The organism is Lentzea sp. NPDC054927, from assembly GCF_053610285.1.
In genome coordinates this window covers 29786-43186 of the sequence record NZ_JBSGXZ010000033.1, presented here as the reverse complement: position 1 = coordinate 43186, position 13401 = coordinate 29786, and the positions used below count along the sequence as shown (strand labels likewise).

Annotated in this window: 13 protein-coding genes; 8 read left to right on the top strand and 5 right to left on the bottom strand. The window is 68.3% G+C overall.

All coding sequences use genetic code 11. The annotated features are described in order from the left end of the window. Window positions 1-13 precede the first annotated feature (13 nt). From ACWGE0_RS32645 to ACWGE0_RS32620, 6 genes are all read left to right on the top strand, one after another. Window positions 14-865 carry a MerR family transcriptional regulator gene (locus tag ACWGE0_RS32645; RefSeq protein ID WP_452264756.1) on the top strand — a complete coding sequence of 284 codons (852 nt, stop codon included), beginning with the start codon at window positions 14-16 and terminating at the stop codon, window positions 863-865. Next, complete coding sequence (locus tag ACWGE0_RS32640) at window positions 849-1640, top strand: hypothetical protein (RefSeq protein WP_452264755.1); 792 nt, start codon at window positions 849-851, stop codon at window positions 1638-1640. The genes ACWGE0_RS32645 and ACWGE0_RS32640 overlap by 17 nt, the downstream gene beginning before the upstream one ends. A gap of 73 nt (window positions 1641-1713) precedes the next feature. Beyond that, window positions 1714-2142, top strand: a complete 429-nt coding sequence (locus ACWGE0_RS32635; RefSeq protein ID WP_452264754.1) for a hypothetical protein — start codon at window positions 1714-1716, stop codon at window positions 2140-2142. After that, window positions 2139-3293: a YcaO-like family protein gene (locus ACWGE0_RS32630; RefSeq protein WP_452264753.1), complete on the top strand. Its 1155-nt coding sequence runs from the start codon at window positions 2139-2141 to the stop codon at window positions 3291-3293. Before ACWGE0_RS32635 ends, ACWGE0_RS32630 begins: the two co-directional genes overlap by 4 nt. Before the next feature lie 3 nt (window positions 3294-3296). Beyond that, complete coding sequence (locus ACWGE0_RS32625) at window positions 3297-3953, top strand: nitroreductase family protein (protein ID WP_452264752.1); 657 nt, start codon at window positions 3297-3299, stop codon at window positions 3951-3953. Window positions 3954-4044: 91 nt separating this feature from the next. After that, a complete protein-coding gene (locus ACWGE0_RS32620; RefSeq protein WP_452264751.1) occupies window positions 4045-4512 on the top strand; it encodes a phospholipase in 468 nt (155 codons plus the stop codon). Window position 4513: 1 nt separating this feature from the next. Here ACWGE0_RS32620 and ACWGE0_RS32615 read toward each other — a convergent pair whose 3' ends face one another. Next, window positions 4514-6895 carry a DNA translocase FtsK 4TM domain-containing protein gene (locus tag ACWGE0_RS32615; RefSeq protein WP_452264750.1) on the bottom strand — a complete coding sequence of 794 codons (2382 nt, stop codon included), beginning with the start codon at window positions 6893-6895 and terminating at the stop codon, window positions 4514-4516. 148 nt (window positions 6896-7043) lie between these two features. Here ACWGE0_RS32615 and ACWGE0_RS32610 point away from each other — a divergent pair, with 148 nt between their 5' ends. Then, window positions 7044-7787, top strand: a complete 744-nt coding sequence (locus tag ACWGE0_RS32610; protein WP_452264805.1) for a lysophospholipid acyltransferase family protein — start codon at window positions 7044-7046, stop codon at window positions 7785-7787. Here the strand turns inward: ACWGE0_RS32610 and ACWGE0_RS32605 are convergent. Together ACWGE0_RS32605 and ACWGE0_RS32600 are read right to left on the bottom strand one after the other, a co-directional pair. Further along, window positions 7684-8364, bottom strand: coding sequence for a hypothetical protein (locus ACWGE0_RS32605; RefSeq protein ID WP_452264749.1), 681 nt, complete (start codon window positions 8362-8364; stop codon window positions 7684-7686). The genes ACWGE0_RS32610 and ACWGE0_RS32605 overlap by 104 nt on opposite strands. 282 nt (window positions 8365-8646) lie before the next feature. Continuing rightward, on the bottom strand, window positions 8647-11418 hold the full coding sequence (locus tag ACWGE0_RS32600; protein WP_452264748.1) for a BTAD domain-containing putative transcriptional regulator: 2772 nt from the start codon (window positions 11416-11418) through the stop codon (window positions 8647-8649). Between the two features lie 138 nt (window positions 11419-11556). Here ACWGE0_RS32600 and ACWGE0_RS32595 point away from each other — a divergent pair, with 138 nt between their 5' ends. Next, complete coding sequence (locus ACWGE0_RS32595) at window positions 11557-12171, top strand: class I SAM-dependent methyltransferase (RefSeq protein WP_452264747.1); 615 nt, start codon at window positions 11557-11559, stop codon at window positions 12169-12171. A 9-nt stretch (window positions 12172-12180) separates the two neighbouring features. Here the strand turns inward: ACWGE0_RS32595 and ACWGE0_RS32590 are convergent, their stop codons facing one another. Both ACWGE0_RS32590 and atpB read right to left on the bottom strand, forming a co-directional pair. Next, complete coding sequence (locus ACWGE0_RS32590; protein ID WP_452264746.1) at window positions 12181-12351, bottom strand: hypothetical protein; 171 nt, start codon at window positions 12349-12351, stop codon at window positions 12181-12183. 237 nt (window positions 12352-12588) lie between these two features. After that, window positions 12589-13392 carry a F0F1 ATP synthase subunit A gene (gene atpB / locus ACWGE0_RS32585; protein WP_452264745.1) on the bottom strand — a complete coding sequence of 268 codons (804 nt, stop codon included), beginning with the start codon at window positions 13390-13392 and terminating at the stop codon, window positions 12589-12591. Window positions 13393-13401: the final 9 nt, after the last annotated feature.

The window sequence follows — 13401 nt, the reverse complement described above, 5'->3', positions numbered from 1 at the left end:
CAAGATCTGCGGTGTGCCCGAATCGCTGACCGTCGACGAGCTCGCTGCCCGGATCGGCCTGCCCAGCAGCACCATTCGCATGTACCAGACGAAGGGTGTGCTGCACGCGCCGAGACGGCAGGGACGCGTGGCGTACTACGACGCCTCGCACGTCGAGCGGTTGACGTTGGTGCAGCGGTTGCAGCAGCGGGGGTTCTCGCTGCCCGCGATCGCCGAGCTGATCACGGCACGCGAAAAGGGCGAGTCGGTCGCCGCGGTTCTCGGCTTCAGCGAGGCCGAGGGGCCCGACGACTGGGTTCGGATCAAGGTGCGCGACATCAAGCACCTGATTCCGACGGGAGACGTCCAACCGCGACTCCTCCTCCGGGCTATGCGGTTGGGCTTGGTGCGGTGGAAGTACGGATGGCCGCACACGCGTCGCTGGGCACTCGAAGCGGGCGGAAGGCTCGCCGGTCTGAGGGTGCCCAGCGATGACGTCATGGACAGCTTCACCCGGTTGCGCACGGCGACGGACGCGGTGGCGGCGGACTTCGTGCGGTTGTTCGAGCGGCAGTTCTGGCCGGAGCTGGCGCGCAAGGCCGGTGACGAGAACCAGCTCGAGAACGTGCGGGCGTTGCTGGTCGAGCTGACCTACACGGCGGAGACCGCGGTGGTGGGCACGCTGCGCGAGTCGATCCGGGACGCGGCGGAGGAGTTCGCGTCACGGCACGGGTTGCTGCCCAGCGACGACTACCAGCCCGCCTGGGCCGAGCAGCCGTTGCCGCCGATCGCCGAGAACCTCATGGATCCGGCCGGTGATCTGCCGAGCGAGCAGGAGATCGTGAACTTCCTGAAACAGGGGGACGAAGATGAGCCTGGTCGCTGATCCCGCGTGGCACGCCCAAGTAAGAGATGAAGGCCTTGTCGTGTACGCGGGAGCTGATCTCGCGTACCTGATTCCTGACCTGCCCAGGGCGGTGGCCGTGGCGCTGGCGGGACTGTTCGAGCCAGTTTTGAGGGGAGTGGCTCGAACGGTCGACGAAAGCCGGTTGGGGGAACCGGTCAGCCGGCACGTGGCCCAGCTGAGGACCCTGGGCGCTCTCCGCCCGGCCGGGTTGCCATCCGATTCGCCGTTGCCGATGGGGGTCGGCACGCGGTTCGTCGGACAGGCGCCCGCCGGGCTGGTGGAGCGGTTGCCGCACAACGACGATCCAGACCTCTTGCTCGTCGTGCGGACGACCGGCACGTTGGTCGACCTGGTCGAGGTGGCGCGCGAAACGACGGTCCCACACCTGTTGCTGGACCTCGCGTACCACCACACCGCCGCGATCGGGCCCTTCGTGGTGCCCGGTGCCGGCGCGTGCCTGGCGTGTCTCGCGGTGCGGGCGGGGCGGCGGTGGGGGGATCCACCACCTCCCCCGCATCCGGCGGCGATGTCCTTCGACTTCCCGATCTCTCTTGCCCTGCAGGCCGTTCAGAACATCCGCAACGGCTCGCTGGCGCTGCTCGACGCGGTCGTGACCGTCAACCTCGACGAGTTCACGACGACGCGCGAGAGCGTGCTGCCGGCGGCCGACTGCGAGATCTGCCAGAAGGTCGAGTTCGGACGCGTCACACTTCCTTGGGGGAATCATGAACGGGACAGCGGTCCGGTTACCTGACCAGTTCTCGCCGGGTGCGGCCGCGGCCAACGCCGCGACACCCACCTGTTGCTGCTGTTGTTGCTGTTGCGCGGTGACTTCGGTGGGCGCGGCCGTGCACATCCCGGAAGCGCTGTACCAGGACACCAAAGAACTCGAACGCCCCCGCAGCGCGCTCGTCCTGCCCGCCGCGATCTTCCCGCTCCTGGTCGTCGTGCTGCCGTTCCTCACGATGGGCGCGGTCTTCGACGTCCACTGGGGCTGGTGGCTCGGCGTCTTCGTCGTCGCGCTCGGCTGGGCGGTCGCGGCCGGGTTCATCGCCAGGTCACCGAAACCGTGGATGAGCCTGGTGCGGCTGCTCGGCTGGGCCTTGCTGTGGTGCGTCGAGCCGTTCGTCGTGCTGATGCTGCTCGGGCCGATCGCCGCGGCCACGGAGCTCACGATCGTCGTGTCGGTGATCTACATCGGCGGCGCGCTGGGGTTCGGGTACTGGCTCTGGCGGCGTTACCGGAGCAAGCGGTGAAGACCGTCGCGGAGGCGCTGATCGAGCGCGCGGTCGGGTGGCGGCAGGGCGTGGTGTCACAGCTGCACCCCGTGCCGCACAGTCTGTCCGATGTGGACGTCGAGGGCTGGGCCGCGGTGCCGGAGCCGTTCGCCACCGGCGGTACTTCCGGTGGTACGTCGAAGGTCGCGGCGATCGCCGAGGCGTTGGAACGGCACGCCGCCGCGCGCTCGCCGTTGGAGATCGTCACCGACGGCGAGTGCTGGCCGCTGGAACACTTCAGCCTGCACACGGTCGAGCAACGCGTCCGGGGCGACTACCGCTACCGCAAGGGATACGTCGACACGAGGTACACGCGGGCGTGGACGTTGCCGGACAACGAACCGATCCGCGTGCCCGCCGGACTGGTCGGTCTCGACGCCTCCTACGGGCTGCCCGCGACCTCGTCGGGGCTCGCGGCCGGTCCGTCGACCACCAGCGCGTTGTTGAGAGCGGCTCAGGAACTGGTCGAGCGCGACGCGTTCACCACGACCTGGCTGCACTCCATTGCACCGCAACGGTTCCCGGCCGACCTTCCGCACGGTGCCCAGGCCTTCGACCTCACGCCCGCCTACAGCCCGCACCCGGTGATCGCGGTGGCCGGGTCGCTGCCGATCGCAGGCAAGCCACGCCCCACGCTCGGTCTCGCCTGCCGGGCAACCGTTGCGGAGGCGTTGCGGAAGGCCTTCGAGGAGTGGGTGCAGGGCACGGTGTTCATCGAGGTGTGGCTGGCGCGCAACGGCGACCAGCCCGTCGAGGACGTCACCGACTTCGACAAGCACGCCGTGTATTACGCAACCCACCCGGAGAAGTGGGACGCGCTGCCGTGGTTCGGCGGCTTCGAGACGGAACCACCTCGCGACGCCGAGCACCTTGGTACCAAAGCGGAACTGACCGAACTCGTGCACGCCTTGGACCGCGCGGACATCCGGCTCGCCTACCGCGAACTCACCACTCCGGAGCTGTCCGCGGTCGGGCTGCACTGCGTCCGCGTCCTCTCCCCCGACCTCGCGCCGCTGCACGCCGACCACCGCTGGCCCCACCTCGGTGGCCGAGCGAGCGAGCTGCACTGGCGCTACCCGCACGCCTCACCGGGCGTGTTCCCCAATCCCGCACCGCATCCGCTGGGGTGACGCGTGTTCAACGACTTCTGGGCCGCCAGCCGGTTCTCCCCGCTGCACCAGCGCAGGCTCGGCGAACGGCTGCGCGACTTCCGCCCGCAACCGCCGTTGATCGATCCGCTGGAACTGCCGACCGCGCCCCAGCCGTTGCCGAAGCCCAAGGACCGGCTGCAGAAGCTGTTCCAGGCCAGGAAGAGCACGCGGGAGTTCGCGGACAAGCCGTTGACGGACAAGCAACTCGGCACGGTCCTCGGCGCACTGGGAGACAACAGCTTCCCGTCCGCCGGCGGCCTGAACCCGTTGCACTGCTACGCCTTCCACGACAACCGGGCGGTCCGCTACGACATCCGCCGGCACGCGCTGCAGGACATCGCCGAAGCGCCGGACAACCTGGCGGAGATCCTCGGCACCCCCGAAGTGCCGCCGCTCGCGATAGTGCTTGTGTTAAAAGACAACGAGGCCTTCGACAAGTACGGAGAGCGAGCAGGGCGCTTCGGCCTGATCGAAGCCGGAGCTGCCGCCCAGAGCATCTGCCTCCGTTTGGCCGAGCAGAAACTCGGCGGCTGTCTGCTCGGCGGAGTAGCGGACCACGAGATGCTGCACGCACTCGGCCTACCCCGCGAACTTCGTGTAGCCACAGCGATCGCATGCGGTCACATCGCTGGCACATGATCACCAGACGTTCATCAGATCGTGTCTACCGAGGACAGTCGATCACCCGCTACAACTGGCGAGACCCTGCTCACACTCTGAGGAGCTCGCCATGTCGAAGACCCTGCGCTCGGCATTCGTGGGTGCCGCCGCGACGTTGACCCTGATCTTCACCGGTGCCCCGGCTCAGGCCGTGGACATCGTCGCGGTGACCGACGACTACCTCTACACGAAGACCATCGGCCAGTTCACAACAGCGCGCGCACAACAGCCCTACCCCGGCCAGCTCGACTGGTCGTCCGACGGCTGTTCGTACTCGCCGGACAACCCCTTCGGCTTCAAGTTCCTGCCGTCCTGCTACCGGCACGACTTCGGCTACCGCAACTACAAGCGGCAGTCGCGGTTCAGCGAGGCGAACCGGCTGCGCATCGACAACAACTTCAAGGCCGACATGTACCGGTCCTGCGGCAGCAACTTCGCCTGCAAGTGGACCGCGGACCTCTACTACAAGGCGGTCCGGGAGTTCGGCGGCAGCGCGTCGTCCACGGCTAGCAGCATCCAGCAGGCCGGCCTGAAGTAGTTCAGTCCTCGTCGTCCACGTCGGCGGGGCCGCCTCCACGCATCAGGTAGACCACGGACTCGAGCTCGTCCGGCTTGATCAGCACCTCACGTGCCTTCGAGCCCTCGGACGGGCCGACCACCCCGCGGGTCTCCAGCAGGTCCATGAGGCGCCCCGCCTTCGCGAACCCGACGCGCAGCTTGCGTTGCAGCATCGACGTCGAGCCGAACTGCGACGTGACGATCAGCTCCGTCGCCTGCACCAGCAGCTCCAGGTCGTCGCCGATGTCGGCGTCGACCTCCTTCTTCTCCGCCGCCTTCTGCGCCGTGACACCGTCGGTGTACTCGGGCTGGGCCTGGTTCTTGGTGAACTCGACGATCGCCGAGATCTCCTCGTCGCCGACGAAGGCACCCTGAATGCGCACCGGCTTCGAGGCGCCCATCGGCAGGTACAGGGCGTCGCCCATGCCGATCAGCTTCTCCGCGCCCGGCTGGTCCAGGATGACCCGCGAGTCCGTCAACGAAGAAGTGGCGAACGCCAGCCGTGACGGCACGTTCGTCTTGATCAGACCGGTCACGACGTCGACGGACGGTCGCTGCGTGGCCAGCACGAGGTGGATGCCGGCCGCACGCGCCTTCTGCGTGATGCGGACGATCGCGTCTTCCACGTCGCGTGGCGCGGTCATCATCAGGTCGGCGAGCTCGTCGACGATCGCCATGATGTACGGGTACGGCCGGTAGACGCGCTCGGATCCCGGTGGCGCGCTGATCTCGCCGGACTTCACCTTGCGGTTGAAGTCGTCGACGTGACGCACCCGGTTGACCTGCATGTCCTGGTAGCGCTGTTCCATCTCCTCGACGAGCCACGCCAAAGCCGCCGCCGCCTTCTTGGGCTGCGTGATGATCGGCGTGATCAGGTGCGGGATGCCCTCGTACGGCGTCAGCTCGACCATCTTCGGGTCGATAAGGATCATCCTGACCTCGTCGGGCGTCGCGCGGGCCAGCAGCGACACCAGCATCGAGTTCACGAACGACGACTTGCCGGAACCCGTGGAGCCCGCGACCAGGAGGTGCGGCATCTTCGTCAGGTTCGCGGTGACCATGTGGCCCTCGATGTCCTTGCCGAGGCCGATCACCATCGGGTGCGTGTCCTTGACCGTGGACCCCGCGCGCAGCACGTCACCGAGGCGCACCATCTCGCGGTCGCTGTTCGGCACCTCGATGCCGACCGCCGACTTGCCGGGGATCGGCGCCAGCAGTCGCACGTTGTCGGTCGCCACGGCGTACGCGATGTTCTTGGTCAGCGCGGTGATCTTCTCGACCTTCACGCCGGGGCCGAGCTCGACCTCGTAGCGCGTGACCGTCGGGCCGCGGGTGAAGCCGGTGACCTGGGCGTCGATCGAGAACTGGTCCAGCACGCCGGAGATCGCCTCGATCATGAGGTCGTTCGCCTTGCTGCGGGTCTTCGGCGCGTCGCCGTCCTTGAGGACGTCCGGCGGCGGCAGCTGGTACTCGCCCTCCACCGCGCGCACGGCCATCGCCGGGGCGGCGGCCTTCTCCTTCTTCGGCGCGGGCTTCGGGGCAGGCTCCGGCTCCTCCAGCGGAAGCTCGGCCTGCGGCTCCTCCTCCACGGGTGCCACGGCCTGGCGACGGCGGGACGGGCGGCGCAGCTTGACCGGCTTCGGCTCCTCGGCCTCTTCCTCGTCGGACGGAGCCTCGTCGTTCTTGGTGCCGGGGTGCAGCAGCGAGCGGATCCGTTCGGGCGCCTGGCGGATCGGCGTGTGCGTCACGACCAGCAGGCCGTACCCGAAGATCAGGAACAGCAGCGGCCCGGCGACCCACGGCGTGAGGCCCTGCGCCAGGAACCCGCCGGCGAGATAGCCGAGCGCTCCACCGGCGGTGCGGCGTTCGATCGGGTCCATCGGCAGGCCGCCGATGAGGTGGAACATGCCGAGCACGCCGATCATCATCAGCAACGAGCCGATGATCAGCCGCGGCCGCGCGTCCGGCTTCGGGTCGGTGCGCATCAACGTCACGCCGATGCCGAGCAACGTCACCGGCACGATCACGGCGGGGAACCCGACGGAGCTACGTACCGCGACGTCGACCCACTGCCCGACCGGCCCGCCGGCCTGCCACCACACACCGGCGCCGGTGATGACCGCGAGTGCGATCAGCAGCAGCCCCAGCCCGTCACGGCGATGTTCGGGATCCAGGTCTTTAGTACGGCTGACGGTGCGCACGAGGCTGCCGACACCACGTCCCAAGGCGCCCCACACAGCACTGATCGCACCGCTGCTCTTGCGGGGAGCGGGCTTTCTGGACGCGGTGGAGCGCGCCCGCGGCTTGGCTGGTGCTTTGCCGCGTGACGTGGTCTTTCGTGAAGTCCCTGTACGCCCGGCCATGTGTATAAGGTAGTCCCTCGCGTCTCACCAGCCACGTTTGCAACTGGGACGCGTGCGAAACCTCATGGTTCCCCCGATCCGGCACGGTGTCGTTCCGACACGCCGTACGCTGCCCCGCGTGTCCACACCGCTTTTCTGGCGCGTGCTCATGGTGGTCGACCGGGGCCTGATCGCGCTGACTGGCAAGCTCGAGGTATCGGGCGACATCCCGCCGGAACTGCTCGGCAAGCCGTTGCTGCTCGCCTCCAACCACATCGGCAACCTCGACCCGATGGTGCTGATCGCGGCCTGCCGCAAGATCGGCGTCAACCCGCGCTTCATGCTCGCGGGCGGCCTGCTCGACGCGCCGATCATGGGCCCTGCCCTGGAGGCCTGCGGTCACCTGCGCGTCGACCGGAGGTCCGCCAACGTCGGCGAGGCGATGCACCGGGCCGTCGAGGCGTTGCAGAAGGGCGGCGACCCGATCGCCGTCTACCCCGAGGGCAAGATCAGCCTCGACCCCGGCATGTGGCCGGAACGCGGCAAGACCGGCGTCGCACGGATGGCGCTGGGCGGCGGCATCCCGGTGATCCCGATCAGCCAGTGGGGCGCCCACGAGGCCGTGTACTGGGGCAATCTCAGCGTCAGCGGCTGGAGGGACTTCCTGCCGTACCTGACGTCGTGGCTGCGCGCGGTCCGCAGGCGGCCGACGTTCAAGGTCCACTTCGGCAAGCCCGTCGAACTGTCGGATCTGAACGCGGAGACCATGGGCGACGCCCGCCGCGCCCACGAGCGGATCATGATCGCGATCACCGAGGGCCTGGTGCCGTTGCGTCTCGACGAGCCGGACGTGCCGAAGTTCCACGACCCGACGCGCCCGACGACCGGCGCCTCGCCGTGGCGGCCCGCCTGATCGAGTAGGCGAGCACCGTGATGAGCATCAGGAACGGCATCGGCCTGCCGGTGTAGAGGCTGATCGCGAAGTCCGCCGCCGGGATCGCCAGAGCCGCGACGAACGTGGTGACGCTCGCCGTGGGCAGCTTGACCTTCGGGTCCGCCCACGGCGTGCGACCCCACGGTTTGGCCACGCTGAGCCACGTCTGGAACGCGATGGCGCCGATCATCAGCCCGGTCGCGACCGGCATCCACACGGTGACGTGGCCTTCCGTCGCGGCTTGAAGGTTGTCGCTCAGGATGAAGATCCCGATGTAGAGCTGGCTGACGGTGATCACGAACTTCGCGAGCACCCACCAGTGGCGGAAGTAGCCCCACGGCGTCGTGGCGCTGAGTGCCAGGCCGGTGAACGCGCTGGTGTTGGCCATGATCGCGAGCACCTGGTGGTCGAGCACCCGCGCCATCTCGAACGCGCTGACGTCACTCGTCTTCATGCCGTAGAGCAGCAGAGCCAGCAACGCCACGGCCTGGCTGAGCCAGCCGACGGACGTGACGACGTGCAGCCACACCAACAGGGTCCGCGCGCGCTTCTGCATGACATGTAGCTTGCCTACGCATCACGCCGAGCACATCAGGGATGTCCCCTACTAGCGTCCTGGGTCGCTGGTTCACGGTCAGCTTGTGGCGTGTGCAAGTACCACCAACTTAAGATCATCGGGCGTGTAACTACACCCAACCGACCGGCGTGCTCCGGCGGCCACGGACCGCGGACCTGCTTGTTGGGTGTAGTTACAGGCGATCTGATCAAGAGTTGGCGGTACTTGCAGACGCCACCCAGCCAGACGGGATGACTGGCTGCGAACTTGCGACTCAGGACACTAGCCGAGCTCGTGCAGCCGCGCCCGCACTTCCGGGGTGAGCGGGTGGTCGTAGTCCTCGTAGATCGTCAGCGCTTCCAGCAGGTGCGTCCGCGCCACGTCCGGCTGACCGGTGCTCGTCTCCCCCAGGCCGTGCAACGCCTCCGCGAGACTCTTGCGGTCGCCGAGCACCCGCAGGAACGCCAGCGCGTGCCGGAACGACTCGCGTGACTCGACGCGCTGGCCGAGTTTGCACTGCGCCCAGCCGATCCCGACGAGTGCCATCGCCTTGCCGTGCACCGCGTCGTGCGAGTCCATCAGCTCGAACGCCGTCCGCGCCGACTCCAGCGAGGCCTCGTGCTGGCCGGCCGAGCGCAGGATGTCGCTGAGGAACAACCTGGTGCCACCCTCGCCGAACCACGAGCCGACCTCGGCGTGCCGGGTCAGCGCCTCGCCGAACCTGTCGACGGCGAGGTCGAACTGACGCAGGCCTCCGTACGCCATGCCCAGCCCGGTGAGGCTCCACGCGGCCCCGACGCGGTCGTCGATCTCGCTGCGGATCGCCAGCGCGCGGTCGAAGAATTCCAGGGCGTCGGCGAACCTCTGACCACGGAAAGCGGCAAGACCCTGGCCGTGTATCGCCCACGCACGTGCGGCCTGGTTGCCGTCACGAGCAGCAGTGCGTTCGGCGACGCGGTAGGTGCGCGTCCACTCGTCCAACGCGCTGGAGACGATGAAGTAGTTCCACAACGCCACCGGGATCTGCCACGACGTGGGCGAGTGGTGGTCCTCCGCGAGCCTCGTGACGGCCAGCAGGTTCGAGGACTCCGTGCGGCACCAGGTGAACGCCTCGTCGTGCGAGGTGAAGTCCTGAGTGGACAGTGGTGGCAGCAGGAACGCCGGGTGATCCGGGGGCGCGATGACGGTGCCGGCGGCGTTCGCGGTGTCGAAGTACCACCCGAGCAAGCGCGAGACAGCCTCGTCACGGCCGCTCGACGACTCCTCGGTGGCGCTGAGTTCCGTGGCGTACAGGCGAAGCAGGTCGTGCATGCGGAAACGTCCGCGCGCGACCTCCTCGATCATGTGCCCGCCCGCCAGCACGTCGACCAACATCCGTGCGCGCGACACCGGCACACCGGCCACCGCGGCGACGGCGTTCAGGCTGATCTCCGCACCCGGATGCAGGCCGATCAGCCGGAACATCCGGGCGGCATCGGGTTTCAGGGCCAGGTACGACCACGAGAACGCCGCACGCACGGCGGTGTCCTCGTCGTCGCCGGTCGCCAGCACGTTCAACCGGTCGTGCTCGTCGGCGAGGTCGCTCGCCAGGTCGGCCAGCGTCAGATGTGGCCGGGTCACAACACGTTCGGCCGCGATCCGCACCGCCAGCGGCAGATGCCCGCACAGTTCGACGAGCTTGGCCGCGGCTGCGGGTTCGGCGGCGACGCGGTCCGCGCCCACCGCCGAGGTCAGCAGCGCCAGCCCCTCGTCGGGCGTCAGCGTCGACAACGTCAGCGAGTGCGCGCCGTCCCGCGCGACGAGGCCGCCGAGATGGTTGCGCGAGGTCACCAGCACCATCGACGTCGACCGCCCCGGCAGCAGCGGGCGCACCTGCTCCGCCAGCCGGGCGTTGTCGAGCAGCATCAGCACCCGTTTGCCCGCCAGCACACTCCGGTACAGCGCCGACTTCGCGTGCAGGTCGTCCGGGATGCGTTCGGCCGGCACGCCGAGGCTCTGCAACAGCTGGTGCAACGCGGCGGCGGGCTGCACCGGCGGTGCCGACGCGTCGAACCCGCGCAGATCGACGTGCAGCTGCCCGTCGGGGAACCTGGCCGCCACCTGGTGCGCGAACCGGACGGCGAGGGCGGTCTTGCCGACGCCACCGGTGCCGGTGATGGCGACGAGGACCGGCGAGTGGTCGTGCGGAACGACGTCGGCGAGCTTCGCGAGTTCCTTCTCGCGGCCGGTGAAGTCGCGGATCTCGTGCGGCAGCTGGACCGGGACCAGCACGGGCGCCGCGGGTTCCGGCTGCGGGTCGTGCCTGCCCACCAGCAACTGCTCGTGCAGCTGACGCAGTTCCGGGCCGGGCTCGATGCCGAGTTCCTCGATCAGCAACCGGCGCAGGTCCGTGTAGACGGCGAGCGCCTCGGCCTGCCTGCCGCCGCGGTAGAGCGCGGACATCAGCAGACCGTGCAACCGCTCTCGCAGCGGATGCGCGCTGACCAACGTCGTGAGCTCCCCCGCCACCTCTGTCTCACGCCCGACGGACAGCATCAACGCCGCGCGCTGCTCCACGGCCGTGAGCCGCAGTTCGGCAAGGCGTGCGCGTTCAACCGCAGCGAACGGTCCGGGTACACCATCCAAAGCGATGCCACGCCACAAACCCAGAGCGGCGTCGAACGCGCTGATGGCCTCCGCTGGCTGGCCGCGCAGCCGACCGGCGTCGTCCAGATGGGTGCGGAACTCGGCCGCGTCCGAGCCGGAGGACGGGAGCCTCAGCAGATATCCAGCGTCTGTGGAGAGCAGCACGGAACTGGGTGCGCGCGAAGCCCTGTCCGGTTCGAAAAGCCGCCTCAGCCCGGCGACGTAGGTGTGGATGCCGTTGTCCGCGCTGGCAGGTGGATCATCGCCCCACACGGCGTCGATCAGCTCACTGCGCGACACGACGTGGTTCGCGCGTAAAGCGAGCACCGCGAGCACAGCTCTCTGCCGCGGCGGACCCAGCGTGAGCTCCTGACCGTCCACCGTTGCCGCGAGCGCGCCCAGCAGGCTGACGCGCAACTCGTTCTGCACCCTGTGTCTCACTTCGTCGCTGTCCGCAGTCACCCAGCAACCTACCGTCAGTTTTCGTCCAGAAGCCATCCAGAGCACGTGCAGAGACGTTCTCCACACTTCACATGAGGTGGATTGGGTCGAAATGAGGGGGCGGCGATGAACGCGGCGGATGTCTTCGACACGCTGGGGCTGGAATACCAACGCGCTTGGTCGCACCAACCCGCGCTGCACGGCACCTTGGCCTGGTTCGCCGCGACGCAGCCCTCGGGCTCCCGCGTGCTCGACATCGGCTGCGGCACCGGCGTCCCGGTGGCCCGCGTCCTCGCCAAGGCGGGCATGAAGGTCACCGGTCTCGACGTCTCCCCGGTGATGGTCGACATCGCGACCGCCCAGGTCCCGGAGGCGACGTTCCACAAGATCGACATCCGCGACTTCGAGTCGCCGCCCGGCTCGTGGGACGTGATCTGCGCGGTGTTCTCGCTGCTGCAGATGTCCCAGGCCGAGATCATCCAGACCCTCGGCGACATCTCCACCTGGCTGCGGCCGGGCGGCCACTTCTTCCTCGCCACCGTCGCGATCGACGTCGAGCAGGTCACGCTGCCGTGGATGGGCCAGGAGATCGAGGTGTCCTCGTTCTCCGAGGACAAGTTCGAGGAGCACCTCGGCAACGTCGGCCTGCGCGTCGTGCGCCGGAGCCGGCCGGTCTTCACCCCGTCCTTCCCCGGCGCCATGCCGGAGGAGTCGCTGCACCTGGTGTGCCAGCGTCCTTAGTCCAGGCCCCTAGTCCAGCAGCGCCAGCATGCTCGCGGTGGCCGGCGGCACGTCCCCGCCGGACATCGGCAGGTGCACGTACTCCAGCGCTCGCCCCTCGGGCCAGCGACGCGCCAGTGCGTTCGCCAGCAGCACGAGCGGTCCGGCGTCTTTGAGCTGCTTCAACGCTTTGTGCCCCATGTCGCCGAGGCACAGGTGTACCCGGACCGGCTGCCCTTGGGCGCTGACCGGACCTGAGCCGTCACGAACCGCGCCATCGCGTCGGCCAGCAGTCGTCGTAGTCCGACCAGTCCCCACTGCGCACGGTCCTGACCTGACACCGGCACGAACCACTGCGACCGCAGCCCGGTTTCCCCGCTGTGCAGCCGGTCGAGGTGTCGGCGATCTCGCCGTTCCCCACGCCAGCGGCTCAGACGCCTAGTGCTGTTCGGCCAGCGCGCGACCGATGTAGTGCGCTGAGAGCGTCGCGAAGATGTAGGCCTGCAACACCTGGATCAACGCCTCCAGGAAGACGATCGCGATCGCCAGCCCGAAGCCGAGCGCGGACACCGGCTTGAGCCAGATGTTGCTCTGCAGCAACAGGAACTCGGCGCCGAGGGTGAACACCAGCACCAGCAGGTGGCCCGCGAACATCGCCGCGAACACCCGGATGGCGAGGTTCACCGGGTCGAAGAAGAACTTGAGGATGATCTCGGTCGGGATCAGCAGGCCCCACAGCACCGGCTTCGGCACTTCCGGGATGATGAACTGGTTGCGCAGGTAGGTGCGCAGCCCGAACTTCCTGATGCCCACGAAGTGGTAGAGCGGGAAGATGATGATCAGCGCGACCGCCGCCGGGAACCCGATGTGCGTGAACGTCGGGAACTGCACCAGCGGGATCAACCCGTAGAGGTTGTTCACCAGCACGAAGCAGAAGATGCTGACGATCAGCGGCACGTACGGCGCGAACTCCTTCGCGCCGATCTGCTCGCGCGCGATGGTGTTGCGGCCGAAGTCGTAGACCGACTCGGCGGCGAACTGCCACCGCGACGGCACGAGCTTCATCTTGCTCGTGGTCGCCAGGAAGAACACCATGACGATCACGATCGAGAGCACCAGCAGCACCATCGGCTTGGTGATCTCGAGATCGAACGGCAGCCCGAACGGTTCGCGCCAGGTGAAGATCGGCGGCAAGAAGATGTCGGGCTTGCCAGGTGGAGTGAACACAGGACTGTCGGCCATGGGCGTCCC

Coding starts and splice junctions, on each gene's coding strand:
- ACWGE0_RS32640 (WP_452264755.1), top strand. CDS start 849: ATGAGCCTGGTCGCTGATCCCGCGTGGCACGCCCAAGTAAGAGATGAA.
- ACWGE0_RS32620 (WP_452264751.1), top strand. CDS start 4,045: ATGTCGAAGACCCTGCGCTCGGCATTCGTGGGTGCCGCCGCGACGTTG.
- ACWGE0_RS32610 (WP_452264805.1), top strand. CDS start 7,044: ATGGTGGTCGACCGGGGCCTGATCGCGCTGACTGGCAAGCTCGAGGTA.
- atpB (WP_452264745.1), bottom strand. CDS start 13,392: ATGGCCGACAGTCCTGTGTTCACTCCACCTGGCAAGCCCGACATCTTC.
- ACWGE0_RS32615 (WP_452264750.1), bottom strand. CDS start 6,895: ATGGCCGGGCGTACAGGGACTTCACGAAAGACCACGTCACGCGGCAAA.
- ACWGE0_RS32595 (WP_452264747.1), top strand. CDS start 11,557: ATGAACGCGGCGGATGTCTTCGACACGCTGGGGCTGGAATACCAACGC.
- ACWGE0_RS32605 (WP_452264749.1), bottom strand. CDS start 8,364: ATGCAGAAGCGCGCGCGGACCCTGTTGGTGTGGCTGCACGTCGTCACG.
- ACWGE0_RS32590 (WP_452264746.1), bottom strand. CDS start 12,351: ATGGGGCACAAAGCGTTGAAGCAGCTCAAAGACGCCGGACCGCTCGTG.